This is a genomic window from Sphingobacterium sp. 18053 (assembly GCF_902706145.1).
Lineage (GTDB): Bacteria > Bacteroidota > Bacteroidia > Sphingobacteriales > Sphingobacteriaceae > Sphingobacterium > Sphingobacterium paramultivorum.
The window spans coordinates 1-25,281 of sequence record NZ_CACSJW010000009.1 but is presented as its reverse complement, the minus strand read 5'-3'; the positions used below and the strand labels follow the sequence as shown (position 1 = coordinate 25,281).

Below are 25,281 nucleotides of genomic sequence, written 5' to 3'. Positions count from 1 at the left end.
TTTCCCGATAAAACAATCATTACTTTTTTTCAGCGTTATTCTCCATTATTTCGTAAAAGAAATATTTAAGAATGACGCATACTTTTCATATCCCCGTATTAGGCTTAGCTTTCTCCATCGACTCCGCACTTAAGGTCGCACAATACGGCATCTCCTCCGTAATGTCTATTGTTGACGATGAACTAATCGAGCGCATGCGCCGCTATTACTGCGGACAATATCAAATCTCCTATCGTCCGATCGCTAAAACAGAAGACGATTACCGAGCAAAGAGAATTACGGCCTATCTCAATCTTGTACAGTTTGTGGTCAATAGACAAATCGAGGCCTTAAAGCGTCAACCCTTTACCGAAAATTCCGAACTTACCAAATATTTTCAGCTTCTACCCGATTCACACCCTTCAAAACCAATTTATCATGCGATGGAAATTGAAAGCAATCGCGCGATTAAAACCGAGCTGCAAGATCTATTGATCAATTACCTCAAAGCGGGAGACATCGATGTTAACATTATGTCTAAAGTAGATAAAATGAATTACCAGGATAGTAACCTATTGGATCAGCGTTATTCTGATGCTTCAGCAGCCTTACGTGGTTTTGCAAATTCAACACTGCATTCCTCTCTTATTCTTTCCGCAGGGATGAATCCACACCTATATGCTTACCTCGCTGAATTACCGGGTTTCTTCCCCAATAGTGAAGGCCTATTTGACAAAAAGATCGTTTTGAAAGTAAGTGACTTTCGATCGGCGCTCATCCAGGCAAAATATCTCGCTAAGCGCGGTGTATGGGTGTCTGAATTCAGAATAGAATCCGGTTTGAACTGTGGTGGTCATGCTTTCGCAACCGATGGTTTTCTTCTAGGGCCAATCCTTCAAGAGTTTAAAGAGAAAAAAGAAAGTTTGAAAACCGAACTTTTCGAGATATACCACGAATATTGGACTTCCCAAGAGCGCTCATTAACAACTCCCCCCATCATCAAATATACAGTTCAAGGAGGTGTGGGAACTGCTTCAGAACATCAGTTCTTGTTAGACTACTATGGATTCGATGCCGTAGGATGGGGCTCCCCATTCCTGATGGTTCCCGAAGCAACCACGGTAGATCAAGAAACCTTAAAAGCATTGGAAACTGCCAAGCAAGAAGACTTCTACTGTAGCGGAGCATCTCCCTTGGGAATTCCCTTTAACAATTTCAGACAAAGTGGCGCGGAGCACCTACGATTGGAACGTATAAAAAAAGGGCGCCCCGGTAGCCCTTGTAAAAAAGAATACCTTATTTCGAACACAGAGTTTAGTGATAAACCGATCTGCACCGCATCACGCGTATATCAACATCAAAAGATCCAGGAACTACAAAAACAAAACCTGTCCGTTGCGGAATACGATAAAGCCTTTGACGCCATTACAGAGAAAACCTGTCTTTGTGAAGGGCTCGCAGCACCCGCCTATCTCAAGTACAATATCCAGAATAGCAAAGAACAGACCGCTGTATCCATCTGCCCAGGTCCAAATCTTGTCTGGTTCAAAAAACAATATTCTTTGCGGGAAATGATCGATCACATCTATGGCCGTATATCAGTTTTTGAAAATGAAAACAGACCTTTTGTTATGATCAACGAACTCAACCTTTATATCGATCATATTCAAAAATATGTCACAGACAATAAAAATATCATGAACGATAAAAAAATAAAATATGTAGCCAAATTCAAAGCACAATTACAAGCTGGAATAGCTTATTACAACGAACTTACCCAGCACTTATCACTTATTCCACACAACATCAGCACAGCGATACCTAGACAGCTTGAACTGGCATCACTACGTTTAAAAGACATCCATATGTAACCCCCTAATATAACTTTAAACAAACACAGGGCGCTTAAACAAGCGCCCCGTGTTATTATCAGGAATCTTTTGACAAGTCTTACTTCGCTATTTTGCGGAATTTACCAAATACGCCAAGTGGAAGTTTTGGTCCTGCAGTTGCTTGTAAAAACAACTCGCCTATTTCTAAGTTTTCCACTTTTGGAAAAGCCGTCTTAATTAAATTTTCAACAATAACAGAAGAAAACCCTAATGAATACGTATTCAAAATCAAGAAATGTTCTTTAGGATCCAATAGTTGAACGACCTCAGTCATCATTTCCATAATGTGATCTTCCAATTTCCATTTCTCTCCTTTCGGCCCATGTCCGTATGCCGGTGGATCCAAAATAATCCCATTATACGTATTGCCTCTTTTCAGCTCACGCTTTACAAACTTCAAAGCATCTTCAACCACCCAACGAATGTTATCCAAATTGGAAATTTCCATATTTTCATTAGCCCAGGTAACAACCTGTTTAATCGAATCGACGTGAGTTGTATCCGCACCTGCAGCCTTTGCTATTAAAGATGCTCCACCAGTGTATGCAAAAAGATTTAGAACCTTCGGTTTCTCCGTCTTAAATGAGCGAACAGATTCCGAGATATAATCCCAATTTACAGCCTGCTCCGGAAATATCCCGACGTGTTTAAAAGATGTCAAGCCCAATCTAAATTTGATGGCCACATCCTCATTTTTATATTCGATGTGCCAACGGTCTTGGACCTTTGGATTTTTCTTCAACCATTCTCCAGAAGTAGCCGAACGACCTTTGAATTTGATATGATAACGTTTGTTCCACTCTGGATCACCCAATGCCTTAGGCCATACAGCCTGAGGTTCTGGTCTGATTAAAACTAAATCACCAAAACGTTCCAGTTTTTCAAAATCACCACAATCAATGAGTTCATAGTCCTTCCAATGCTGTGGGGTCAATAGTTGTATATTTGTTGCTGCCAAAATCAAAATTTTCCGACAAAACTAAGCTAAATTTCAATATAAAAGAAATCTGCACGATGCTAACGCCGATCAAACACATAAAATTAAGCGCAATAAAGCCTTCTTCTCACGTGTTATTGCCCCATAGAAGCCTTAGCACTTTTCATTAATGGGCTTGCAAAAACAAAGTTGTTCAATTCTTCCACATCCGATCGCATCATATCCTTATTGGAACCTTCCCAGAATTTTTGTCCCTTATAGAGAAACAAAATATACTCACCGATTCCCATCACAGAATTCATATCATGTGTAACAACGACTGTTGTACATTTCAATTCTTGTGTAATTTTTAGCACCAATTCATCAATAACAATCGAAGTCTCCGGATCTAATCCCGAATTGGGTTCATCACAAAAAAGGTATTTGGGGTTCATACTAATTGCGCGTGCAATTCCAACCCGCTTCTTCATCCCCCCCGAAAGCTCCGCAGGAAACAATTTATTTCTTCCCTCCAGATTAACCTGTTCCAGACAATGATTTGCCCGATCCAATTTCTCCGCTTTGGACATATCCGTAAACATGTCCAACGAAAACATGATATTTTGTTCGACCGTCATCGAATCAAACAGCGCTGAATTTTGAAAAAGCATGCCTATTTCTTTTCGAATAGGAACACGCTCTTCAAAATTCATCCGAGTAAAATCCTTGCCATCAAAAATCACTTTTCCTTTTTCCGGTTGATGCAGGCCCACAATACATTTCAATAAAGTACTCTTTCCGGAACCCGACCCTCCGATAATCAAACTCACTCTTCCAGGTTCGAAATTTGCACTGATACCCTTCAGAACGTGATTGTCTCCAAATGACTTGTTAATATCTTCGATTTGAATCATAAAATCTTTTTAAAGCATTAATGCGGTTATCACATAATCCGCTGCAAGAATAGTTATACAGCCAACTACAACTGCTTCTGTGCTAGCTTGCCCAACTTCCAAAGCTCCTCCCTTTACATTATACCCTTTATAAGCTGATATCGAGGTAATAATAAACCCAAACACAACAGCTTTAACAAGGGCAACTGTCACCGTGAAACCGTTGAAGCCATCTTGAATTCCTAAAATATAATCCGCCTGTGTCACAGCACCCGAAAGTGACCCGCCCAACAGACCGCCCACTAAGGCGCATACGATGGAAATAATAACCAACATCGGAATCATGGTAATACCCGCCAATATTTTGGGTAATATCAAATAACCAGGGGCATTGATCCCCATAATTTCCAAGGCATCAATTTGCTCTGTAACACGCATGGATCCGATCTGTGAAGATATAGAAGACCCAATTTTTCCCATTAAGACTAGTCCCGAGATCGTTGGTCCCAATTCCAAAATATTTGAATCCCGGTTGATCGAACCTATAATAGAATTTGGAATCAAGTCGGAAACCATCTGAAAGGCAATTTGCATGGTCATAACAGCTCCAATGAAGGTGGAAATAATAACGATAAGTCCCAAAGACCCTATACCAATATCGGTCATTGCCAATACGGTTTCCTTCCAATAAATTCGACCTTTCTCTGGTCTTTTAAAAACTGATTTCAGGAGTATGAGATATGCACCAATGTGATGAAAGATCATATTATCTATTTAATTTCAATGTATTACGCCAATTTTACGGCTATGCTAAACCAAGCAATCCATTAAAGGTAATTAATTCCAACAAATATATAAACAAGCAAAAACCCAAAAAGTATACGAAAAACGAAATTACTTACCGATCAATTAGTCACATTTACCGATTTTTTATGTATAATAGCCTAAACATTCATACGGTATCTCTCAAAGCGACTTACTTTTGAGACATATTAACAAACGGAATTAGTTATGAATACACGAAGAATAACAACTGGTATCACCATTCTCTTTATAGGAGTTGTCTTATTATTATCACAGCTCAACACGATTTCTTTCAACTGGGTAGGTATTTTTAGATACTGGCCGCTGTTTATTGTCCTAGCCGGAATTCGTATGCTGGTACCCAAAGACCAACAGATTGGACAGTTTGTCGCCATTGGTTCTACCGTAGTGATTTTAGGTTTTTTGACTTACATAGGGCTGTCGACACCAAAAGAGCCGATTTTAACACAATTATTGAAAAGCAAAGGTGTCAACATCAATATCGACGACCCTAACGACAAAACAAATTATACAACAGAAAAACTCAATGTACCGTTGGACGATAAAATCCATAGCGCTACCTTAAACCTCGATTTGGGGGCCACTTCATTAAGAAATGATAGTAGCACTACGACAGAAATCTTCTCGGCATTTAACACATCAAAAGAATATTTACTGGGCGTAACTGTACATGGAGAGTCCGCAGACAAATTAGATATCAACTTAAAGGGAAAATTCAAAAACAAGGATTTTAACAGCAAAAACAACAATACGTTTATCGCTTTAAACCCTAACATCCTATGGAATCTGAATTTTGACGTAGGTGCAATTGATGCCAAGTTGGATCTTTCACCCTACAAGATAGAAACATTGGATATTGATGCTGGAGCGACTAGCCTAAAGCTAAAATTAGGACAGCCCCTAGCAACAACTAAAATTTCGATGGATGCCGGAGCTTCCTCTATTGAAATCTCCATCCCAAAAAATGCTGCCTGCCGCATTACAAGCGACAATGCATTATCCTCAACAGATTATGAGGGCGATTTTCTAAAAAGCGAAGGCGAGGTAAAATCGACGAATTACGATTCGGCCGCTCAAAAATTCGATTTCGACATCAACGGTGGCATCGCGTCAATAAAAATTAGAAGATATTAATTGACAGCCAATTTTTAGCCAAGAAAAGCTAACTTTGTGTTAGATATGGACACAAGTAATATGTTGACATTACCTGGAATCTATTGCAATTCCAAGGTAGATTATTCGAGATGGAAAACGAGGGAAATTCAGATCGGTGATATTCCCATGGGTGGCGATAATCCCATTCGTATTCAAAGTATGACTACAGTAGATACAATGGATACGATGGGCTCGGTTGAGCAGACCATTCGAATGGTTGAGGCGGGCTGCGAATACGTTCGTATTACCGCTCCCAGTATTAAAGAAGCACAAAATTTAGCTAACATAAAAAGTGAACTTCGCAGAAGAGGCTATAAGGTCCCTTTAGTTGCTGATATTCATTTTACACCAAATGCTGCCGAGGTTGCCGCTCGTATCGTCGAGAAAGTAAGAGTCAATCCTGGTAACTATGCAGACAAGAAAAAGTTTGATCAGCTATCTTATACCGATGCTGAATACAAGCGTGAGTTAGAGCGCATCTATCAAAAATTCACTCCGCTCGTAAATATCTGCAAAGAAAATGGTACCGCCATGCGTATTGGTACCAACCATGGCTCACTGTCGGACAGGATCATGAGTCATTACGGCGACACCCCCGAAGGAATGGTCGAATCTGCCATGGAGTTTATCCGGATGTGTGAAGATCTGAGTTTCTACAATCTCTGTATCTCAATGAAATCATCCAACCCACAGGTCATGGTCAAAGCCTACCGATTGCTGGTCGAAAAAATGGTTTCCGAAAACATGAACTATCCCCTACATCTCGGTGTAACCGAAGCTGGAGACGGTGAAGATGGTCGTGTAAAATCTGCCGTTGGTATCGGAACACTTTTGGAAGATGGACTGGGTGATACTGTACGTGTATCGTTAACCGAAGAGCCTGAACGGGAAGCTCCAGTCGCTATAGCACTTGTCAATAGATATAGTAAAAGAAAGGCAAACATCGCGATTCAACCCAAACAAGAGATTGTTCAGCTCTCTCCAGAGACACCACATATTCCTTATACCAGCCAAGAAGTAAATACCTTCATCGGTGGTTCTTTGGTACCACGAATTGTGGTCGACATTTCTAAAGAAAATCTGAAAGACGCTCAGATCCTTTCCAAAGTTGGCTATCGCTATGATATCCTATTAGATAAATACCACATGGGTGAGCAGTCTGTAGACTTTGTCTATCTCGCAGACAATTTGCCATCCTTTACGATGCCGGCAAATCTGAAGCAAGTATATAACTATAACACCTGGTCAAAACTTACCGATCAAACTAATATTCATCCCCTCTTTACCTTAGACGAATTCGTAAAGTCGGACAACAAGGATAAAGTCCTGAATATGGTCAAAATCTGTAATTCAGATTTGTTAACCCCACTGTTTGAATCTTTACAGCTTGACAAAACTGTCGTATTTATAGTAGAAACCGATTATTTCCACGGTATGGCAGATCAAAGACAGTTCTTTCGAAATCTACAGGAAATCGGTATCGATAATCCTGTCATTATCAAACGTTCTTATTTGGAAGAAGATTTCTCAGGACCCATTGGTGATTTTATGAATCCCGAAGAACCTATTTCAAAAATACAGCTGTACGCCTCTACTGATCTAGGAGCATTATTAATCGATGGTTTGGGTTCCGGAATTTGGATTGACTCTCCGGCAACAGCATTGGAGAACATCGCCTCGCTTTCTTTCGGAATCTTACAAGCAACACGATCCAGAATATCCAAGACAGAATATATTTCCTGCCCAAGTTGTGGCAGAACTTTATTTGATCTCCAAGAAACGACGCAGATGATCCGAAGCCGCACCAATCACTTAAAAGGCTTAAAAATTGGTATTATGGGCTGTATCGTTAATGGCCCTGGAGAAATGGCGGACGCTGACTATGGTTATGTTGGGGCGGGACCTGATAAGGTGACGCTATATAGAGGTCAGCAGATCGTTAAGAAAAATGTAAGTTCCGCACATGCCTTAGACGAATTGATCAAGATCATTCAAGATGATGGACTGTGGATCGAAGAAATACAACAAGACTAGAATTAACAAATGAAGCTTTACATAAAACAGCAAAGGGAATCAAATGATTCCCTTTGCTGTTTTATGTATACGAATGCACTTACATTATATCTTACCTTCTTATCGAACAGACCTCCTTATCGAACAGAAAATCTTTTCACCACAGTTTCTGAACCAGCGACTACCCGTACAAAATAAAACCCTGTCGTTAATTTTCCGCCATGCTCAAAGGAAAGATTTTGAATTCCTGAGTCTAGGTTGCCATTCATTAATTGGAGAATCTCATTGCCCAATGCATCCATTACTTTAATAGAGACACTTGACGATTTTGCCAATTTGAAAGAAAGATTTATTTGTTCCGCAATCGGATTATAGAAAACCTTCACATTATTGATAAGTTTCTCTGTGTCCTTGATGTTATTGTCTTCCCCGAATGCCTCACTGCCGTCCCAAATATGTTGCGAAATAGTATGGTCATAAGGAGACTTTGCATACACCCGACTCACCCCGCTGCACAATGTCAGTGCGGATAAAAGTGTTAAACAAGCTGCTTTAAGTAGATTTCTCCCCATAGTGTTAAATTAGACTTCAAATACTGGTTACGGTTTAATCAAATATAACGCTAACTATTTGAATTATCAACAACAAAGTTAGTATTTTGTTTAAAAGTTTTTCAGCAAATAGATTCATTATAAGTTTCTTTTAACAAATTTTAACAGCTCTTGCGCATGTCAAAGTAAATGCTAAAATTTGGCGCAGGAAATGTACCTACTTAAAGTACAGGCAAAAAGTATATTTTTGCAGTATATTTTGAAATAAAATAATTGATAAATGGCAGACAACAGTCATCACAACAGTATCAATAAGGTGAGTTTCGCCGGATTATTGATCAGTTTAGGAATCGTTTTTGGAGATATCGGAACTTCTCCATTGTATGTTTTCAAAGCAATCATGGGACAAGGAGCCATTCAAAAAGACTTAGTTTTGGGCGGACTATCCTGTGTTTTTTGGACACTGACTCTCCAGACAACAGTAAAGTATGTTTGGATCACACTCCGGGCGGACAATAAAGGTGAAGGTGGTATCCTATCCCTTTATTCATTGGTACGCAAGCGTGCCCCTTGGTTAATTTTTCCAGCGATGATTGGTGCGGCGACCTTATTAGCAGACGGAATGATCACCCCTGCCATCACAATATCCTCGGCTATTGAAGGTTTGGATCTCAAATTCCCAGGATTACCTACAGTACCTATTGTAGTTACGATTATCTCCTTATTGTTTATTATTCAACGATTTGGAACATCTGTAGTAGGAAAGGTTTTCGGTCCATTAATGACCATCTGGTTCTCTATCATCGGTATTATTGGTTTATCCCATCTACACCTCGCACCGGAAGTGATGAAAGCGATCAACCCCTACTATGCTTTCCATATTTTAATTACCTATCCACATTCGCTATTATTGATCGGAGCTGTATTTCTATGTACTACCGGAGCTGAAGCATTGTATTCGGATATGGGACACTGTGGTAAAAACAATATCCGCATCAGCTGGATCTACGTAAAAATCACACTTATACTAAATTATTTCGGACAAGGAGCCTGGTTATTAACACAGGAAGGACGTGTCCTAGGGGGTGAAAATCCGTTCTATTCAATCATGCCCGATTGGTTTATCGGTTACGGTATCGCTATCGCGACGATTGCGGCGGTCATCGCCAGCCAAGCCATGATATCCGGATCTTATACCCTAATTTCGGAAGCAGTACGTTTGAATATATGGCCTAAAGTCGCTATCCGCTACCCCAGCGAGCATAAAGGACAGTTGTATGTACCATCCATCAATTTAATTTTATGGGTCGGCTGTATGATCGTCATCTGGGTTTTTGAAGAATCAAGCCGAATGGATGCAGCCTATGGTCTTGCGATCAACTTAACGGTATTGATGACCACGATCCTAATGGGATATTTCCTTGCCATGAAAAAAGTCAACCGTGTACTTATTGCGGTATTTTTGGTCGCTTATTTTGTTATTGAACTAACTTTCTTAATAGGAAATGGTGTCAAAATAGCCCATGGTGGTTGGTTAACCCTTATGCTTGCAACTGCGTTATTTGGAACAATGTATTGCTGGTATACGGCGCGAAAAATTAAAAATCGTTTCGTTAATTTCATCAATATCAATAAATACTACCCAATTATCTCCGAATTGAGTGAGGACAAATCGGTTCCCCCATATGCATCACATTTGGTATATCTGACAAGTGCAAATTTCAAATCCGAGATAGAGGCTAAAATTATTTATTCAATTATTAATAAAAAACCAAAGCGTGCGGATGTATATTGGCTGGTCCACGTTGATGTAATGGATCATCCACATACAAAAGAATATTCGATCGATCAGCTTATTCCGGGTAAGTTAATACGGGTTGATTTTAAACTTGGCTTTAGAGAAGAACAGCGCATCAGCCTGCTGTTCAGAAAAGTAGTTGAGGAAATGGTAAAAAAAGGTGAAATTGATATTACCAGTCAATACGACACCTTACGTAAACACAATATTCCAGGTGACTTTAAGTTTGTTGTTTTGGAAAAAGTACTCTCCAAAACCAACCAAATGACATGGATAGAAAAGGTAATTATGGACATCTATGGTTACCTCAAAAAAATGAGTCTGTCCGAAGAAAAAGGTTTCGGTTTAGATTCCAGCTTTGTTACAATTGAACGGGTTCCACTCAATTTTCCACAGACTTCAGAGGTCCATCTCATACGGAAAGATTAATACTCCTCAAGGTGATGCTCAGGCATCACCTTTTTTATTCAATAGAATTGCATTACTTTTGTTGCAAATAATACATCATGGCAGACGCTAATCCAAAAAAGAAATTACACCCTAGAAATAGACATCTCGATAACTACAATTTTGAAGAATTGAGCAAAGTCGAACCTTCGCTCAAAGATTTTGTTATAGAAAATGCTTATAAAGTAAAATCCATCGATTTTAACAATCCCGATGCCGTTAAAACGTTAAACAAGGCGCTTCTAAAAAAATATTACCACATTCAACACTGGGATATTCCCAAAGAGAATCTTTGCCCCCCTATTCCGGGCCGAGCAGATTATATTCATTATATCGCAGACGTGCTTGCAAGGGATAATAATGGTGAGATTCCAAAAGGTGGAAATATCCATATACTCGACATCGGTGTTGGTGCAAATTGTATCTACCCCATCATCGGGCATCAGGAGTATGGATGGAGCTTTGTAGGATCTGAAATTATCAAGAGCGCATACAAAAATGCAATCGAGATAACGCGGACAAATATGAGCTTAAAAAAGAGCATACAAATCCGTCTACAAAATAACCCGAAAGCCATATTCAAAGATATTATTCTGCCAGGTGAGAAATATGATGTGGTGATCTGTAATCCCCCATTTTTTAGCTCTCAAACCGAGGCTTTACAGCAGTCCATCCGTAAGACCACAGGCATTAAAGAAGCTAAAATAGACGAAAAACCTGTAACACAAGCATTTTCTGGACAAGGAAGCGAGTTGTGGTGTGATGGTGGTGAAAAAGCTTTCTTGTCACGCATGATCTTTGAAAGTCAATTTCACAAAGATCAAGTAAAATGGTTCACAACATTAGTTGCCCACCGCGAAGACATTCGCTTTCTACAACACAAACTAAAGAAAATAAATGTAAAAGAGACCGAGGTGATCCGCATGGAACAAGGCAATAAGGTAAGCCGAATCCTTTTATGGAGATTCTAATACGTCCCTGATATTCAAAGAAAAGGAGCTATCTTTTATCAGATAGCTCCTTTTCTTTGATCCATTATTGTACGACGCTTCTCGTATACTATACTTGCGCCTGTTTATTTAACTTTGAATGTTTATAGCCATACATAAAATATACAGCCAATCCAATTACGAGCCAGATCACAAATATTATCCAGTTACTTGCCCCCAATTCCGTCATCAAATACAGATTGATCAGGATACCAACGACAGGCAATAGCGAAAAGTTCATTTTAAAGCTATAAATACTCAATCCAAGCCAGGTTAACCAAAATATAATGACCAACATTTTATGTTCTATAATTTCAAGGATGGAAAGCGATTTCCACTCTTGTATCGTCTCTTGCCCATAGATAAAAATGAACACAATAGCGATCAGTAGTCCCGCACCAACTAAATATTTACCGTTGATGTAAGGAACTTTAAATTTGGATTTTGCAGATAAGCCCGAATAATCCATATACAATACACCTGCACAAACAAGGATGAAGGCAAAAAAGGTACCCACGCTCGTTAGATCCACAAAGAAGTCCATTTTAAAAAATAACGAAGGGATAGCAACCACCAAACCCGTTATAATAGTCGCAAAAGAAGGTGTTTTATATTTTGGGTGGATCGTCGCGAATTTTTTCCACAACAAACCGTCCCGACTCATAGTCATCCAAATTCTTGGTTGAGCCAATTGATACACCAGCAAGGCACTGGTAATGGCAATCACAGAGGTCACCGATATAATTCCGGCCATATGGTCAAAGCCTACATATTTAAAAACAAAAGCAAGTGGATCTTTTACATTTAATTCTGTATAGTTTACCATACCTGTCAATACCAAAGTAATGGCAACATATAGTACAGTACAAATCAACAAACAATAGATCATTGCCTTAGGCAGATCGCGCTGCGGATTTTTACATTCCTCAGCAGTCGTCGAAATTGAATCGAATCCAATAAACGCGAAGAAAACTGCGGCCACACTTCCGAGTACGCCTTTGAGACCATTCGGTGCAAAAGGGGTCCAATTTTCTGGTTTAATGAAAAATATACCTCCAAAAATTACAGCCAGGATAATAGCTACCTTAATCATCACCATGACCATACTGGCTTTCTGGGACTCTTTGATTCCGATGTAAACCAACCAAGTGACCAAAAATGTAATAACACCGGCTGGTAAATCGAAAATAATAGGTAGACTTCCAATTCGTGGAGCACTATTAAAAGCATCCAGACCATGTTGGTCGATTGCGGTAAGGGCAGCCGCGCCATATTGGTTCATCTTGTCTACAGCATCATAAGCGTAGCCTGGTGCCATGGATAACCAAGCCGGTATATGCAGACCAAAGCCCTCCAACATCGAAACAAAATACTGCGACCAGGAAATGGCAATAACCGTATTGGAAACAGCATACTCTAAGACCAATGCCCAACCTATAATCCATGCAAACAACTCACCAAAGGCTACATAAGCATACGTATACGCCGATCCTGAAACAGGAACTGTACTGGCAAATTGAGCATAGGCCAATGCTGTAAAAACACAGGCAAAAGCCGTAAAAACGAAGAGAAGTGAGACTGCTGGCCCACCTTCATAACTCGCCAATCCAATTGTGCTAAAGATTCCGGCCCCTACAATAGCGGCGATACCCAACGAAACCAGATCTGTTACCCCCAATACCTTTGCAAGGCCCGTTCCACCCTCTTTTTGAGAGTCATGCAGAATCTGATCAACACTTTTCTTCCGAAAAAGTCTATGTGACATGTAAATTTAGTTTTTGATACTTAAAATTATGCGAAAATAAATATTTTCAAGGTCTTATACTATTGGTATTTTCTGATAGACTAATTAAAGTCCACCAGCTCATATTGAATATACTGGTAAATTTCCTGATAATCGGTCATCTGCGTATATAAATAGGAAATCAGCTGTTCTGTCAGAAGCTGTCTTTGCTCCACTGAAACTTCAAATTGCCACAATCGCTTACAAATATTAAAAAGTGCACCTGCAATTTTTTCCACCTGTGCATAGTCATAAATATACTCCCACTCAATGAACTGATGATAGAACTTTTCAAACTTAGGAATATCATTCAGTTGATTAATTTTCAAAAACTTCCGAACAGCGTCTTCATTGACATGCATTAGTGCAGCGTAGAATTTATCGATGGAGACCGCTTTATTTTGTGTTAGGATATGATCCAGCAATAGCTCCAACGCGATATGGGCCATAAAGGAGGGCCGGATAGGCAGCCCCGCTAAACTAGACTGTATTTTTAGTTTCAGTTGATGTGTATGACGAAAAAAATAAGGTGAATTGTGAAACAGTCGATCTACCTCGATATGACGGTTCCAACCTATATACAATTGCTCGAGTAAAGGGTTGTCCAAAAGCTCATCTTCATACTGACGTGGTTTTAGCATAAAGGATTTATCAGCATTTTTTAATAGATCGGGTAACAATCCACCCACAATACGCTCGGGATTGGTTGCAAACCGCTCAAAATAGAAATGTGATAAAAAATTCATACCAGCTTATTAGCGTGTGCTTTTATATGGAATTATTCGCTCAATATACGCTTAATCTCCTATCTTTGCATCTTGTAAATTAAAAAATTAAATCCATTTAACAATGAGCTTTGTAGAAGAATTACGTTGGAGAGGCATGTTGCAAGATATTATGCCAGGCACTGAAGACTTACTGAATAAAGAAAAAGTCGCTGGTTATATCGGCTTTGATCCCACAGGCGACTCTCTACACGTAGGACACTTGACGCAGATCATGACTTTGATTCACTTCCAAAATGCAGGCCACAAACCAGTTGCCCTGGTTGGAGGAGCGACAGGAATGATCGGAGACCCTTCTTTCAAATCTGCAGAGCGTAACTTGTTGGACGAAGCTACCTTACAGCATAATGTAGCTTGTCTGAAAAAACAGTTAGGCAAATTTCTTGAATTTGGAGAAGGTGAAAATGACGCCCAAATGGTTAATAATTACGACTGGTTCAAAGATTTTAAATTTTTGGATTTTATTCGTGATATCGGTAAAATGATTACCGTTAACTATATGATGTCAAAAGATTCGGTAAAAAAACGTCTGGAAGGCGACAATGGTCTTTCATTTACAGAGTTTACCTATCAATTGATTCAAGGATATGACTTCTACTACCTTTGGAAGCACCATAACTGTAAAGTTCAAATGGGTGGGTCCGACCAATGGGGTAACATTGTAACAGGAAGTGAAATGATTCGTCGCCAAGATCAGGGAACGGCCTATGCAATCACTACGCAATTAATCAAAAAAGCCGATGGTCAGAAATTTGGAAAAACCGAATCTGGTGCCGTATGGTTAGATCCAAAGAAAACCTCTCCGTATAAATATTACCAATTTTGGTTAAATACGTCAGATGATGATGCTAAAAACTGGATCAAAATTTTCACGCTCAAACCTCAGAACGAAATAGAGTCTATTATTGCAGAACATGATGCAGCGCCACACTTACGTTTAGTTCAAAAAGCACTGGCAAAAGATATCACCATTCGTACCCACTCCGAAGAAGCATACGAAACTGCGATCAAAACTTCTGAATTTCTTTTTGGTAATGGTTCTTTAGAATTTTTGAACAACTTAGACCACGAGGCTGTTTTAGAGGTATTTGAAGGCATCCCTCAGTTTCAGGTCGCTAAAGCAGACCTTGCAGCAGGCATCAATATTCTTGATTTACTGGCTGTTCAGACACAAGTATTCCCTTCCAAAGGTGAAGCCCGCAAAATGCTTCAGGGCGGCGGAGTTTCTATCAACCGAGAAAAAGCAACTGATATAGAAGAGTCAGTTACGGAAAATCACCTTGTAAACAATAAATATATTGTTGCACAACGCGGTAAAAAGAATTACTACCTGATTATCGTAGATTAATGATCAGCAATATCCTGATTTAATAATCCATAAGTATAAAAAAGTCCCTTTTGATTAAATCAAAAGGGACTTTTTTATACAATCCAAAGCTATTCTTGCACCGCTAAAAAAATCGGTCCGGTTATTTTAATAGTTTTTCAAATGCCTTACGCGACGCTCCTCTAAAATGTACCTCCCCACAATATTGATACCCCAGCTTTTCGAACACATGCAACATTCCTCCATTGTCAAAATTAGTATCCACCTTAATACTATAAACCCCATGATCAACCGCGATCTTCTCCACCCCAGACATGATTCCCGTTCCCACACCTTTCATATGCGGATCCTGCGCCGAGGCCAATCGGTGTATACCGACATAAGGACCATCACTTAACCATTTTCCGTCAATATCATTATAAGCAGGTTCGACATCAAAAATAATAGCAACATAACCTACAATCCTATGCTCCACTTCAACGACATGCCCGTAGCCCTTATCAATATCCGACTGCACAACATCTTCATTCGGATAACCATCTTGCCATTGTCGGCTCCCTTGTTCTTTCCTGAGGGCAATTGCTTGTTGTATAATTTCCCAAATCCGTCCTTTATCAGCCAATGTAGCTTTTCGTATTTCAAACTTGTTCATCCTATCTGTTATTTTTATTCGTAAAACTACATATTTTACAGCAACTCCAAAGAATACACCAAAACAGCAATCTGTATAGATATGCACATTCTTTGATCAAACCTATTTGCAGGGCATAGTATTTGCTAGTCATTATAGCTATCAAGCTTTTTAGCTACATCTAAATTTATTCATTCATAAAAAACGACAAACTTAAAATAATAGGCCATCAGCATCTTTAAAATACTATCAAAATAACTAAGTTTGTAAGCAGTATAATTGTGAGCTTTTCAATGTCAAACAAAGGAAATACATTTAGGCAGACAGGGAATTCGGTTTCCGGCAAACGTGCCCCTCAAAAGGAATCAACAACATTTAAAAAAGAAAAAAGTCAAAAAAACAGTGTACCAAGAGATTATTCCGATGCACAGCAGAAGGCTGTCAAGATATTAGGGATTTTATTGATCTTGCTTTCATTGGCATTTGCTACAGCTTTCGTCTCCTACCTATTCACTTGGGAAGACGATCAAAGTTATATCGCAAAAACCAATGGCGGATGGTCGACATTATTCAGATCTACAGAAGAAATTCATGATGAAGCTGTTGATCTACCCGTTGTCGATAATAAACTAGGGAAATTTGGCGCATTACTTGCCAACCAATTCATGTACGAATGGTTTGGCGTCGCATCTTTTCTTTTTATCCCGGTATTATTCATTTTAGGATATCGCTTGTTGTTCAAGAAATCATTGCTTCCATTATACCGTACTGTAGTCTATTCTTTTGTTGCAATCGTTTTTATCTCGGTAACATTAGGCTTCCTCCATGGATTTATGGCCGATACACCGCATATGCTTGAGGGGAAATTTGGTTTTTGGACTAATAAATTACTGGAAGCACAAGTTGGCATTGTCGGCGTAGGCTGTATATTGGCTTTTGCCTACCTGACAACATTAATCTTACTTTACAACCTCGATTTTAAATTTGTCCTATTCAGTAACAGAAAATCCAAGTCATTCTCCGAAGATTTGGACGAAGAGGATGAGGATGAATACGCTCCACACAATCTAAGAAACAAAATTCATATTGAAGATGATTCCATCCAATCTGTACGGGAATCTATTCAACGGCCAACATCAATCAATGAGCGATTTCAATCTGCTCGTGAAAAAGATTTACAGGAAGAACTTCAGCGCCCTGCCTTTACACATCACCCCGTACCTGAAGTACAAATTGATCCGAAAGACAAAGTGGTGCTCTCATTCGACGACAGTCCGCTGGAACGAACAGATAATACGCCTTCAATCAGTTTTACAATTGATCAGCCGAATGAAGAATTTGGAGCGGAAGACTTACCGCTAATCCGGGAATATCAAGCACCGAAAATCGAAGCAGAACCTCAACAAGAGCTAGAAGCTGCCATTGAACCCGATGCAGTACCTGGTCTGGTGGTTGAAGATATCAAAGAGGAAAAAGAAATCACTGCTAGTGACCTTGTGGCCCAATTCGGACAATATGACCCAAAATTGGACCTTTCTGGCTACCAACATCCGACATTGGATTTATTGAAGGACTATGGTGGTGGTAAAATTACCATCAATCAACAGGAACTCGAAGCGAACAAAAACAGGATTGTTGATACACTAAGAAACTATAGCATCGAGATCGAAAGTATCAAAGCAACTATAGGTCCAACGGTAACTTTGTATGAAATTATACCAAAACCAGGTGTACGGATTTCAAAAATCAAAAATCTGGAAGATGACATTGCCTTAAGTCTTGCGGCATTGGGTATACGTATTATTGCACCTATGCCAGGAAAGGGAACGATCGGTATTGAGGTGCCAAACTCCAGTCCGGAAATGGTATCCATGCGATCTGTACTTGCTACGGAGAAGTTTCAGAAAACAGACATGGATCTCCCAATTGCTTTAGGTAAAACGATTTCTAATGAAGTCTATATTGCCGATTTAGCTAAAATGCCTCACCTTCTAGTTGCAGGGGCTACCGGACAAGGTAAATCAGTAGGTATCAACGCCATTCTGACCTCCTTACTGTATAAAAAGCATCCGGCCGAACTAAAATTTGTCCTTGTTGACCCTAAGAAGGTGGAACTTTCTCTATTCAAAAAAGTAGAGCGCCACTTCCTCGCAAAATTGCCTGACGACGGAGATGCAATTATCACCGATACGAAGAAGGTAATCAACACCTTAAATTCTCTGTGTATAGAAATGGATCAACGTTATGATTTGTTAAAAAATGCGCAGGTACGGAATTTAAAGGAATATAATGCAAAATTTATCAATCGCAGATTAAACCCTGAGGAGGGTCATCGATTCTTACCATATATCGTTCTTATTGTTGATGAGTTTGCCGACTTAATGATGACAGCAGGAAAAGAGGTCGAAACACCGATTGCACGATTGGCACAATTGGCCCGCGCGGTAGGGATTCACTTGGTTATTGCAACCCAACGTCCTTCTGTCAATATCATTACCGGTACAATCAAGGCCAACTTCCCTGCACGTCTTGCATTCCGTGTATTATCGAAAGTCGATTCACGGACCATTCTAGATACAGGCGGGGCAGATCAGTTGATCGGTCGAGGTGACATGCTTCTAGCGACTGGAAGTGATTTGATACGTATTCAGTGTGCTTTTGTTGATACTCCAGAGGTTGAACAAATTTCCGACTATATCGGTGCACAACGAGGCTACCCTTCGGCATTTATGCTTCCGGAATACGTAGACGAAAACGGAGATGGTTCTGGTAGTGTGGATTTTGATCCCAAAGACCGCGATCAGTTGTTCGAAGAAGCTGCCCGATTGATTGTCATGCATCAGCAAGGCTCTACTTCATTAATCCAACGTAAATTAAAATTGGGTTATAACAGAGCAGGACGAATCATCGATCAATTGGAAGCTGCTGGAATTGTAGGTCCATTTGAAGGAAGTAAGGCCCGCGAGGTACTTTATCCAGATGAGTATTCATTAGAACAATTTTTGGAGACGTTAAGAAAGGACAACTAAGATGAAAAAACAATTGTGGTTTATGGTAGGTTTGCTAATTATTGCATACAGCCAAAACAGTTATGCACAAAATGATGCCGCTGCTAAAGCATTACTGACGAAAGTAAGCCAAAAGTACAGTGCATACAAAACAATACAGGCCAACTTCTCATTAGATATTAAACAAGCTAATGGTGGCTCACATACTGACGCTGGAACAATATACCTGGACAAGAGTAACAACAAGTACCAGGTCAATACCAAAAATCAAGTATTGATATCGGATTCCAAGACACAGTGGAATATCATGAAAACAGAAAAGGAAGTTGAAATCTCAGAAGCAAGCAATTCGACCAACGAGATCAATCCAACAAACATATTCAGCTTCTACACCAGCGGTTTTAAATATACCTTGACCAATACTGAAAAGGTAAAGGGGCTTACGCTAAGTGTCGTTGAATTAAGTCCGCTCGATAGCAAAAAAAACTATTCAAAGATAAAGCTACGTATCAATAAGGCAAGCAACCTGATCTATGACACGACCGTTTTTGATAAAAGTGGTAATCGCTATACCTATACATTAGCTTCGCAAGAGGGCAATAAGGGCTTTTCAGCTAATCTATTCGCATTCAACAAAAATGATTACAAAGGTTTTGAAATCGTCGATTTAAGATAAAAATCTACCGACGCTATAACACTGATTAAACGCAGTACCATAAAAAAGGCTTTCCAGTATTGGAAAGCCTTTTTTATGGTACTTTAATCGTTATTGTACTTTGCGCAATTTTATAGCATATTAGGTTCTTTATCCAACGTCTCGCTTTCTTTGTTTGCATAACGCGAATAACCATGCTTTTGCGGATGTTCGATAATTTCCTTCATAGAAACAAGTTTGTAAACATACGAACCCGTTTCATTATTCAATTTCAATGCAAAATAGTCGTCCTTTTTTTGTCTTCTTATAGAACCTCTTAAACTACCATCACCGACATTATATGCTGCAGCTACCAAGGTCCAGTTTCCAAATTGGGCATACAGGTATTTCAGGTATCTGGCAGCAGCATGTGTAGATTTGACAAGATCTTTCCGGTCATCTACTGTACTATTGACTTTCAATCCATACAATCGCGCTGTTGCCGGCATAAACTGCCAATAACCACCAGCTCCCTTAGATGAAACAACAGCTTTACTAAGCCCGCTTTCCACTAAGGGGATATACTTAAAATCTTCCGGAATACCATGTGATTTAAGGATCTTTGCAATCATAGGCAAATAGGTCTCTGCCTTTTTGTGCATATCGTATGATCCTGTTTTTTTAAACGAGAATCGATTGAAAAATTTGCGCAATTTACTTTCCACAAGCGGACGATCCATCGGTAATGAATCTTCGGCAAATGTCAATGAATTCATATAAGATTCAAACGAATTGCTTTTTTCTTTTTTTTCTTCTTCGTCCCCATGATGAGCGGGAACTACTACGAGCTTCGGTTCAACGATCTTATCGCCGTTTGAAGCGTTGTTGTGTGGGGTTGAGTATAATTTTGACAGCAATAAAGCAAACAAAATCAAACTACTACATAAAACTTTCTTTCTTATCATTCACTCCCTTAATGCTATCCTATCCACGACTCTAATCGATCAAAAAATAGCTTGGTTCAAATTCAAGGGTACAAAGGTAAACACTATTTATTTAAAAAACAAATAGTTACAATACAGACAATTTAAAGCGGCTTTTTTAGCGTAAAAACGCAGTAAATTCAAGAAAAGACAAAAAGATAAGGATTTTTTCGCAAAACCCAAAATTATACCTAACTTTGTGGTTCACATTTTAGCAAAACACAATGCCATTCAGCAATAAAAGGAACAGTCGTGATGACAACTCCAGAAAGTCACGAGGCAACTCAGATAGCTTCAAATCTAGAGGCGATAATAATAATAGTTTCGGAAAAAAATCATATGGGTCAAATGACCAATCTGAAAGAGGCTCTTTCAGAAAAGATGATAATCGTGAGAACAGATCATTCGGATCTAAAAAATTCTCAGACAAACCTCCCTTCCGAGGAGAGAACAATTCCTTTCGTTCAAAAGATAATTCAGAAAAATCCTTTGGTAGAGGAAGCCGTTCATTTGATAAAAATGATTCTTCAAGATCTTTTGACAAAAAAGATTCCTTCAATAAATTTGATAGATCAGAACGTTCTTTTGACAAAAAAGATAACTTCAAACGTTCCGATAGAAATGACTCTTCAAGATCTTTTGACCGTTCAGAACGTTCTTTTGATAAAAGAGATAGTTTCAAACGTTCAGATAGAAATGACTCTTCAAGATCTTTTGACCGTTCAGAGCGTTCTTTTGACAAAAAAGATAACTTCAAACGTTCAGATAGAAATGACTCTTCAAGATCTTTTGACCGTTCAGAGCGTTCTTTCGATAAAAAGGATAACTTCAAACGTACAGATAGAAATGATTCCACAAGATCTTTTGACCGTTCAGAGCGTTCTTTCGATAAAAAGGATAACTTCAAACGTACAGACAGAAATGATTCCACAAGATCTTTTGACCGTTCAGAACGTTCTTTCGATAAAAAAGATAATTTCAAACGTTCAGACAGAAGTGATTCTCCAAGATCTTTTGATAGATCAGAACGTTCTTCCGATAAAAAAGATAGCTTCAAACGTTCAGACAGAAATGACTCTTCAAGACCTTCTAACAGAAAGTTTGATGGCGAAAGAAGTAGAAATTTTGATGACAACAAAAACTTTGGTGATAAACAATATATTAAACGTCCAAAGAAAAAAGCAGAGGATGCAGAGGATGACGGCTTAGTTCGTTTAAATCGTTACATCGCCAATGCTGGTATTTGTTCAAGACGTAAAGCTGATGAGCTTATCACTGCTGGTGTCATTTGGGTAAATGGAGAACCTGTTACAGAATTGGGTACTAAGGTAGATCCTGCAACAGATGAAATCCGTTACAATAACGAACGATTAAAACGTGAAAAAAATGTTTATGTTTTGTTGAACAAACCAAAAGATTATATCACGACTACAGATGATCCTCAGGAGCGTCATACCGTAATGGAACTAGTTTCTAAAGCGACAAAAGAAAGAATCTATCCTGTTGGTCGTCTTGACAGAAACACAACGGGGCTACTTTTAATGACAAATGATGGTAGTCTTGCTGAAAAACTTTCACACCCGCGCAACAGCATCAGCAAAATCTATAATGTCGAGTTAAACAAAAGCCTTACACAAGGCGATTTTAACAAAATCAACTTTGGTATCGAATTAGAAGATGGTGTAATCAAACCCGATGACTTGAGCTATGTCCAAGGTGGATCAAAACGTGAAGTTGGCATCCAAATCCACTCGGGAAAAAATCGTATCGTACGTCGTATTTTTGAGTCACTAGGATATGAAGTCGTTAAATTGGACCGCGTGGTTTATGCAAACCTAACGAAAAAAGATCTTCCACGTGGCCGTTGGAGATATTTAGAGGAGCGTGAAATCGTGCAATTAAAGCACCTGATTTAATCGCTTAAGAAGATAAATAAAAATAAAGGACGGTCATTCAGTTAACCGTCCTTTATTTTTTATATTTGCTCTTTCAAATAAAACAACAAAGAATATGACTGATCCGAAAACACTTTCATCCGTTGCGGAATTCCATAAAACATTCCAACATCCAATCCTAGACACCCCTACTATTCCATCTGAACAAAGATGTGCCTTACGGGTATCATTGATCGCTGAGGAATTAAAAGAATTAGAAGAAGCCATCCAGGATAAGGATTTGGTAGAGATTGCAGACGCACTATGTGACATTCAATATGTACTTGCTGGAGCGGTATTAGAATTTGGTTTAAAAGATAAATTCTCCGCTCTTTTTGATGAAGTTCAACGTTCCAATATGAGCAAGGCATGTAAAGACGAAGCAGAAGCCATCGCTACACAGGAGCACTATAAATTAAAAGGTGTAGAATCCTATTATAAAGAAGTTGATGGCAAATTTCTGGTATTCAGAACAGCCGACAATAAAACGTTAAAATCTATCAATTATTCTCCAGCCGATCTAAAAACGATTATTGAAGGCTAAATAAAAGATGGTGATCGTACGCTATTTTTTGCAGGTAAACAGCAAAGGCTTCTTTAGAGAAGCCTTTGCTGTTTTTATAGGGCGAAATATATTCATTAAACGCGATAGCATACAATGATCTATCAAAAGAGTAGAAAATATTAGGGGCGACTAAAAAAGACTTCCCTGCACGACCTGACGCGCTTCCAATCCCTTATCGATGTATGTTTGAATACCTGATTTCGGTAAGCCCCAGTTCGGGGCAATTAACAATTCTTTATCTGCAATCCCGAAAATACGTTGAATGATCAGATCAGGACGCAATCGAGGAATAAACTTCGCTAAGAACTCGGTGTAACCTTCCATCGAAAAAAGTTCAAAGGGCTCACGTTTGAACTTAACCCCCATAATAGATCCCTCTACAATATGTAGGTGATGCAACTTCACAAATTTAATCTGTGGAAACCGGTTGATTTCATCTGCATATTTCAACATCATTTCTTCAGATTCCCATGGGAAGCCAAAGATTGTATGCACACAAAGCTCCAAAGGGGTATCTTTCAGCATATCCATGGCCTGAACAAATTCGTCGTGAGAACAGCCTCTATTGATCTGCTCCAATGTATCGTTGTAGATAGATTCCATACCCATTTCCAAATCCACATCGTAACGATCTGTATAAGACTCCAACAATGCAATCTTTTCAAAATCCAAACAATCAGGACGTGTGCCAACAGAAAGCCCCAAAGTATTTTCAGGATCAATACTTAAGGCCTCATCATACATCATTTTCAGTAGATGAGTCGGCGCATATGTATTTGTATTTGGTTGGAAATAAATAATAAACTTCTCGGCGCCATAGCTATTACGTGCTCTTTCAATACCCGATTCCACCTGCTCCCGTATCGAAGGAATTTTCCGGGCAGTATCCGGTGTAAAAGAATCTACATTACAGTAAGTACAACCACCATAACCCTTACTACCATCACGATTGGGACAAGTAAAATTACCATCCACAATCACTTTAAACACTTTCTGTCCGTTATACTTTTGCTTTAAATAAGCCCCGTAATGATTATACGGTTTAATTCCGTTGTCCAATAATGTACCCATTGCGCTGCAAAGTTACTCAATAAAAATCATATGTGACCATTACTTTCTCAGGATCAAATGTTAAACTGATATGGCCATCACGAAAATCTTCCCAAGATAATTTATACGAACTATCCTTAACTGTTTTCTCCAAATCGAAGTAATTTCTTTTAATGGCTAAATTGGGGGAATTATCATAATAAGTAGGTAAACCGTAATAGAATACGAAAAATTGTTCAAATTCTTTAAATGACAAATAGCTATAAAACCTATTCCTATTTCTTGAAACTAATATCTCAATTTTTTTTAGTCTGCCATTTGTATAAAAATAATCAAGTGTTTTATAATACAGTGCATTCAACCATTTACCGCCAATAAATTGGATATGACCAGGATCGATGACGACCATTGTATCCCTACTCCCTGTATATGTCCCCAATTCCCCTATAGAAGATCTTTCCCCAAGATTAATGATATACTGGCGAGCTATATTGGTCGATCTACCATCTTTATTTGCCGGTATCCACTTTGATATGGATGAAAATTTTTGATTCATTTCTTCAGTCTTATCTACATGGCCAAAATTGCTAGAAACAACTCTGACAGTGCTATCCTTACTAACCTCGAATCCCACATGTCCTTCATCATTAAGCATATTCTTATCACGTTTCCATTTTTCATTTAACTGCCTATAAAAATCAACAATACCTATCTTGGGGGTTGGAAGATAGTTTTCGTAAGAAACAAAAATGTAATCCTGTCCGTCTTGGCAAATACCTGATCTCAAATTAAACAAGAGAAGGCAGACGATGATCAAACAATTTCTCATATGGCCAGTAAGTAATATTTACAGCAATATACAAAAAACCTAGATACGGGAGTTCTAGAACAGGCGAGATGCTGCTTCACATGGAAGTACTTAAACGAAAGAAGCCCTTGACTGTTTCCAGCAAGGGCTTCCGTGTAAAAAAAGGCACCGACCTACTCTCCCACCTGTTACGGCAATACCATCGGCTCTGGCGGGCTTGACTGCTCTGTTCGGAATGGGAAGAGGTAGACACCGCCGATATAGGCACCTAAAAATCTTTATTGGCTGATCTATGATATTCATATCATCTTATTC

Annotated in this window: 20 protein-coding genes and 1 rRNA gene; 10 read left to right on the top strand and 11 right to left on the bottom strand. The window is 39.0% G+C overall.

Annotation, left to right across the window (positions count from 1 at the left end):
• Positions 1–71: 71 nt before the first annotated feature.
• Entirely contained in the window at positions 72–1,850 is a 1,779-nt protein-coding gene (locus GVK91_RS20365) for a hypothetical protein (RefSeq protein ID WP_159731105.1), read from the top strand.
• 79 nt (positions 1,851–1,929) lie between these two features.
• Here the strand turns inward: GVK91_RS20365 and GVK91_RS20360 are convergent, their stop codons facing one another.
• The 3 genes from GVK91_RS20360 to GVK91_RS20350 form a co-directional block, all read right to left on the bottom strand.
• Positions 1,930–2,835, bottom strand: coding sequence for a class I SAM-dependent methyltransferase (locus GVK91_RS20360; protein WP_088162945.1), 906 nt, complete (start codon positions 2,833–2,835; stop codon positions 1,930–1,932).
• 107 nt (positions 2,836–2,942) lie between these two features.
• Positions 2,943–3,701 (bottom strand): ABC transporter ATP-binding protein, encoded by a 759-nt coding sequence (locus GVK91_RS20355; protein WP_088162946.1) that lies wholly within the window; start codon positions 3,699–3,701, stop codon positions 2,943–2,945.
• A gap of 9 nt (positions 3,702–3,710) precedes the next feature.
• Complete coding sequence (locus tag GVK91_RS20350; protein ID WP_046671950.1) at positions 3,711–4,445, bottom strand: ABC transporter permease; 735 nt, start codon at positions 4,443–4,445, stop codon at positions 3,711–3,713.
• Between the two features lie 246 nt (positions 4,446–4,691).
• On the opposite strand from GVK91_RS20350, the gene GVK91_RS20345 reads away from it, so the two are divergent.
• Entirely contained in the window at positions 4,692–5,639 is a 948-nt protein-coding gene (locus GVK91_RS20345) for a DUF5668 domain-containing protein (RefSeq protein WP_075994184.1), read from the top strand.
• 45 nt (positions 5,640–5,684) lie between these two features.
• Positions 5,685–7,694: a (E)-4-hydroxy-3-methylbut-2-enyl-diphosphate synthase gene (ispG, locus tag GVK91_RS20340; protein WP_200845670.1), complete on the top strand. Its 2,010-nt coding sequence runs from the start codon at positions 5,685–5,687 to the stop codon at positions 7,692–7,694.
• 116 nt (positions 7,695–7,810) lie between these two features.
• On the opposite strand, the gene GVK91_RS20335 is transcribed toward ispG, so the two are convergent.
• Positions 7,811–8,245 carry a T9SS type A sorting domain-containing protein gene (locus GVK91_RS20335; RefSeq protein WP_153847285.1) on the bottom strand — a complete coding sequence of 145 codons (435 nt, stop codon included), beginning with the start codon at positions 8,243–8,245 and terminating at the stop codon, positions 7,811–7,813.
• A 259-nt stretch (positions 8,246–8,504) separates the two neighbouring features.
• On the opposite strand from GVK91_RS20335, the gene GVK91_RS20330 reads away from it, so the two are divergent.
• Positions 8,505–10,451 (top strand): KUP/HAK/KT family potassium transporter, encoded by a 1,947-nt coding sequence (locus tag GVK91_RS20330; RefSeq protein WP_153847286.1) that lies wholly within the window; start codon positions 8,505–8,507, stop codon positions 10,449–10,451.
• Between the two features lie 77 nt (positions 10,452–10,528).
• Positions 10,529–11,440 (top strand): 23S rRNA (adenine(1618)-N(6))-methyltransferase RlmF, encoded by a 912-nt coding sequence (gene rlmF / locus GVK91_RS20325; protein WP_153847287.1) that lies wholly within the window; start codon positions 10,529–10,531, stop codon positions 11,438–11,440.
• An 88-nt stretch (positions 11,441–11,528) separates the two neighbouring features.
• Here rlmF and GVK91_RS20320 read toward each other — a convergent pair whose 3' ends face one another.
• Positions 11,529–13,223 carry an amino acid permease gene (locus tag GVK91_RS20320; protein WP_159731100.1) on the bottom strand — a complete coding sequence of 565 codons (1,695 nt, stop codon included), beginning with the start codon at positions 13,221–13,223 and terminating at the stop codon, positions 11,529–11,531.
• 80 nt (positions 13,224–13,303) lie between these two features.
• Positions 13,304–13,987, bottom strand: a complete 684-nt coding sequence (locus GVK91_RS20315) for a hypothetical protein (protein ID WP_153847289.1) — start codon at positions 13,985–13,987, stop codon at positions 13,304–13,306.
• 103 nt (positions 13,988–14,090) lie between these two features.
• Here GVK91_RS20315 and tyrS point away from each other — a divergent pair, with 103 nt between their 5' ends.
• Positions 14,091–15,374, top strand: coding sequence for a tyrosine--tRNA ligase (gene tyrS / locus GVK91_RS20310; protein ID WP_153847290.1), 1,284 nt, complete (start codon positions 14,091–14,093; stop codon positions 15,372–15,374).
• 121 nt (positions 15,375–15,495) lie between these two features.
• Here the strand turns inward: tyrS and GVK91_RS20305 are convergent, their stop codons facing one another.
• Positions 15,496–16,005, bottom strand: coding sequence for a GNAT family N-acetyltransferase (locus GVK91_RS20305; RefSeq protein WP_120333207.1), 510 nt, complete (start codon positions 16,003–16,005; stop codon positions 15,496–15,498).
• A gap of 272 nt (positions 16,006–16,277) precedes the next feature.
• Between GVK91_RS20305 and GVK91_RS20300 the strand changes: the two genes are divergently transcribed.
• Together GVK91_RS20300 and GVK91_RS20295 are read left to right on the top strand one after the other, a co-directional pair.
• Complete coding sequence (locus GVK91_RS20300) at positions 16,278–19,013, top strand: DNA translocase FtsK (RefSeq protein WP_153847291.1); 2,736 nt, start codon at positions 16,278–16,280, stop codon at positions 19,011–19,013.
• A 1-nt stretch (position 19,014) separates the two neighbouring features.
• A complete protein-coding gene (locus tag GVK91_RS20295) occupies positions 19,015–19,668 on the top strand; it encodes an outer membrane lipoprotein carrier protein LolA (protein WP_153847292.1) in 654 nt (217 codons plus the stop codon).
• 110 nt (positions 19,669–19,778) lie between these two features.
• Here the strand turns inward: GVK91_RS20295 and GVK91_RS20290 are convergent, their stop codons facing one another.
• Entirely contained in the window at positions 19,779–20,591 is an 813-nt protein-coding gene (locus GVK91_RS20290; protein WP_153847293.1) for a lytic transglycosylase domain-containing protein, read from the bottom strand.
• A gap of 242 nt (positions 20,592–20,833) precedes the next feature.
• On the opposite strand from GVK91_RS20290, the gene GVK91_RS20285 reads away from it, so the two are divergent.
• Entirely contained in the window at positions 20,834–22,525 is a 1,692-nt protein-coding gene (locus GVK91_RS20285; RefSeq protein ID WP_159731098.1) for a pseudouridine synthase, read from the top strand.
• A gap of 94 nt (positions 22,526–22,619) precedes the next feature.
• Entirely contained in the window at positions 22,620–23,087 is a 468-nt protein-coding gene (locus tag GVK91_RS20280; RefSeq protein WP_159731096.1) for a nucleoside triphosphate pyrophosphohydrolase family protein, read from the top strand.
• A gap of 150 nt (positions 23,088–23,237) precedes the next feature.
• On the opposite strand, the gene GVK91_RS20275 is transcribed toward GVK91_RS20280, so the two are convergent.
• The 3 genes from GVK91_RS20275 to rrf all read right to left on the bottom strand — a co-directional run bounded on the left by GVK91_RS20275 (position 23,238) and on the right by rrf (position 25,238).
• Positions 23,238–24,179 (bottom strand): TIGR01212 family radical SAM protein, encoded by a 942-nt coding sequence (locus GVK91_RS20275; RefSeq protein WP_120333202.1) that lies wholly within the window; start codon positions 24,177–24,179, stop codon positions 23,238–23,240.
• 16 nt (positions 24,180–24,195) lie between these two features.
• Positions 24,196–24,987 (bottom strand): hypothetical protein, encoded by a 792-nt coding sequence (locus GVK91_RS20270; RefSeq protein ID WP_159731094.1) that lies wholly within the window; start codon positions 24,985–24,987, stop codon positions 24,196–24,198.
• 139 nt (positions 24,988–25,126) lie between these two features.
• Positions 25,127–25,238 (bottom strand): 5S ribosomal RNA (gene rrf, locus GVK91_RS20265).
• Positions 25,239–25,281: the final 43 nt, after the last annotated feature.

Bases quoted from the DNA above. Each gene is read 5' to 3' on its own strand.
- GVK91_RS20320 (WP_159731100.1), bottom strand. From the start codon at position 13,223: ATGTCACATAGACTTTTTCGGAAGAAAAGTGTTGATCAGATTCTGCAT.
- GVK91_RS20270 (WP_159731094.1), bottom strand. From the start codon at position 24,987: ATGAGAAATTGTTTGATCATCGTCTGCCTTCTCTTGTTTAATTTGAGA.
- GVK91_RS20290 (WP_153847293.1), bottom strand. From the start codon at position 20,591: ATGATAAGAAAGAAAGTTTTATGTAGTAGTTTGATTTTGTTTGCTTTA.
- GVK91_RS20365 (WP_159731105.1), top strand. From the start codon at position 72: ATGACGCATACTTTTCATATCCCCGTATTAGGCTTAGCTTTCTCCATC.
- GVK91_RS20335 (WP_153847285.1), bottom strand. From the start codon at position 8,245: ATGGGGAGAAATCTACTTAAAGCAGCTTGTTTAACACTTTTATCCGCA.
- GVK91_RS20305 (WP_120333207.1), bottom strand. From the start codon at position 16,005: ATGAACAAGTTTGAAATACGAAAAGCTACATTGGCTGATAAAGGACGG.
- GVK91_RS20275 (WP_120333202.1), bottom strand. From the start codon at position 24,179: ATGGGTACATTATTGGACAACGGAATTAAACCGTATAATCATTACGGG.
- tyrS (WP_153847290.1), top strand. From the start codon at position 14,091: ATGAGCTTTGTAGAAGAATTACGTTGGAGAGGCATGTTGCAAGATATT.
- GVK91_RS20330 (WP_153847286.1), top strand. From the start codon at position 8,505: ATGGCAGACAACAGTCATCACAACAGTATCAATAAGGTGAGTTTCGCC.
- GVK91_RS20345 (WP_075994184.1), top strand. From the start codon at position 4,692: ATGAATACACGAAGAATAACAACTGGTATCACCATTCTCTTTATAGGA.
- GVK91_RS20355 (WP_088162946.1), bottom strand. From the start codon at position 3,701: ATGATTCAAATCGAAGATATTAACAAGTCATTTGGAGACAATCACGTT.
- GVK91_RS20295 (WP_153847292.1), top strand. From the start codon at position 19,015: ATGAAAAAACAATTGTGGTTTATGGTAGGTTTGCTAATTATTGCATAC.
- GVK91_RS20280 (WP_159731096.1), top strand. From the start codon at position 22,620: ATGACTGATCCGAAAACACTTTCATCCGTTGCGGAATTCCATAAAACA.
- GVK91_RS20285 (WP_159731098.1), top strand. From the start codon at position 20,834: ATGCCATTCAGCAATAAAAGGAACAGTCGTGATGACAACTCCAGAAAG.
- rlmF (WP_153847287.1), top strand. From the start codon at position 10,529: ATGGCAGACGCTAATCCAAAAAAGAAATTACACCCTAGAAATAGACAT.
- GVK91_RS20350 (WP_046671950.1), bottom strand. From the start codon at position 4,445: ATGATCTTTCATCACATTGGTGCATATCTCATACTCCTGAAATCAGTT.
- ispG (WP_200845670.1), top strand. From the start codon at position 5,685: ATGGACACAAGTAATATGTTGACATTACCTGGAATCTATTGCAATTCC.
- GVK91_RS20300 (WP_153847291.1), top strand. From the start codon at position 16,278: ATGTCAAACAAAGGAAATACATTTAGGCAGACAGGGAATTCGGTTTCC.
- GVK91_RS20315 (WP_153847289.1), bottom strand. From the start codon at position 13,987: ATGAATTTTTTATCACATTTCTATTTTGAGCGGTTTGCAACCAATCCC.